We start from the raw sequence: 1,533 nt of genomic DNA, 5'->3' as shown, positions 1-1,533 counted from the left end.
CACCACCATCTGGCGCGCCCCCGCCACCATGGCGGCGTTGCCCAGCCGCTTGCTCTGGCCCACGGTGTAGCGGCTCACCCCTTCGTGCCGGCCCAGCACATGCCCGGCCTGATCGACGATCTCGCCCGCGCCGCTCACATCGGGGCGCAGCTTTTCCACCAGTCCGGCATAGGAGCCATCGGTCACGAAGCACAGGTCCTGACTGTCCGGCTTGGCGGCGACGGCAAGGCCGAACCGTTCGGCCTCGGCGCGCACGGCGGCCTTGTCGGGCATGTCCCCCAGCGGGAAGCGCAGGAAATCAAGCTGCGCGCGGGTGGTCGCGAACAGGAACCACGACTGGTCGCGCCCGGCATCCACGGGGCGGTGCAGTTCCGCGCCTTCCGGCCCCTCGATACGGCGGACGTAATGGCCGGTGGCCATGGCGTCCGCGCCAAGGTCGCGCGCCATGCCCAGCAGGTCGGTGAACTTGACGCCCTGGTTGCACGCCACACAGGGCACCGGGGTCTCGCCCGCGGCATAGGCATCGGCGAAGGTGCCGATCACGCTATCCTGAAACCGGCGTTCGGCGTCGATCACGTAATGGGGGATGCCAAGCCGGTCCGCCACGCGGCGCGCGTCGTGAATGTCACGCCCGGCGCAGCACGCGCCCTTTTTCGTGCTTTCACGCGAATCATAGAGCTGGAGCGTGGCGCCGATCACCTCGTGCCCCTCGTCCACCAGACGCGCGGCGACGACGGAACTGTCCACTCCGCCGGACATGGCCACAAGAATGCGCATGGCTCGGTTCCACTTCCCATAACAGCAACGGCCCGCAGGACTATCAGCCCCACGGGTCCCGCGCGTCAAACATCATCTTGTGGGCGCGCGCCCTGCTGCCCGCGCCCGTAACATCGGCCGATCCCTCAGGCCGTGCGCGGCAGGCGCACGACAAGGCCGTCCAGGGCCTCGGTCATCACGATCTGGCAGCCCAGACGGGATGTCTTTTCCAGCCCGAAGGCAGATCGAGCATGTCTTCCTCATCCTCGGTGGGGGCGGTCAACTTGGGGGCCATTCGGGGTCCACCACCACATGGCAGGTCGCGCAGGCCAGTGAGCCTTCGCACGCGCCTCAAGATCTATGCCGTTCTTATGGGCGATTTCCAGAACCGACAGACCCAGCGGGGCCGCGACCTCGCGGCGGGTGCCGTCACGCTCGATGAATACGATATGCGCCATTTTTCCATCCTGCCTGTGCTACGCGCCCTTCATCCCGACGAAGGGCTACCTGCCGCGCGGCATCGTGCCACTGCCTGGCACAGGATCCCCGCCGCGCGATCCACATCGGCGGCTGAGGTATAGCGTCCGACGGCCAGACGCAAGCCTTGTGCCGCCCGCGCCGTATCGAGACCCATGGCCGTCAGCACGTAGGAGGGCACCACCTCGGCCGAGGAACAGGCCGAGCCGGTGGACAGGCACAGCTCCGGCACGGCGGCCAGCAGGTCCACCGCCCGCACCCCCTCGAAGCGCAGGTTGAGGTTTCCGGCCAGCCGCGCCG

1 protein-coding gene and 2 pseudogenes are annotated in these 1,533 nt (G+C 68.2%); all 3 read right to left on the bottom strand.

Annotation, left to right across the window (positions count from 1 at the left end; all coding sequences use genetic code 11):
* On the bottom strand, positions 1 to 777 hold a 777-nt coding region (mnmA, locus tag JCM25156_RS16300), incomplete at its 3' end, for a tRNA 2-thiouridine(34) synthase MnmA (protein ID WP_025813952.1).
* A 125-nt stretch (positions 778 to 902) separates the two neighbouring features.
* A pseudogene (locus tag JCM25156_RS25475) lies at positions 903 to 1,214 on the bottom strand (ferredoxin family 2Fe-2S iron-sulfur cluster binding protein).
* Between the two features lie 29 nt (positions 1,215 to 1,243).
* A pseudogene (locus tag JCM25156_RS25470) lies at positions 1,244 to 1,533 on the bottom strand (IscS subfamily cysteine desulfurase); the annotation flags it as partial.

This window comes from Komagataeibacter kakiaceti JCM 25156, from assembly GCF_000613305.1.
Note: the sequence above shows the minus strand (reverse complement) of the source record. Positions and strands in the feature narration are given on the sequence as shown.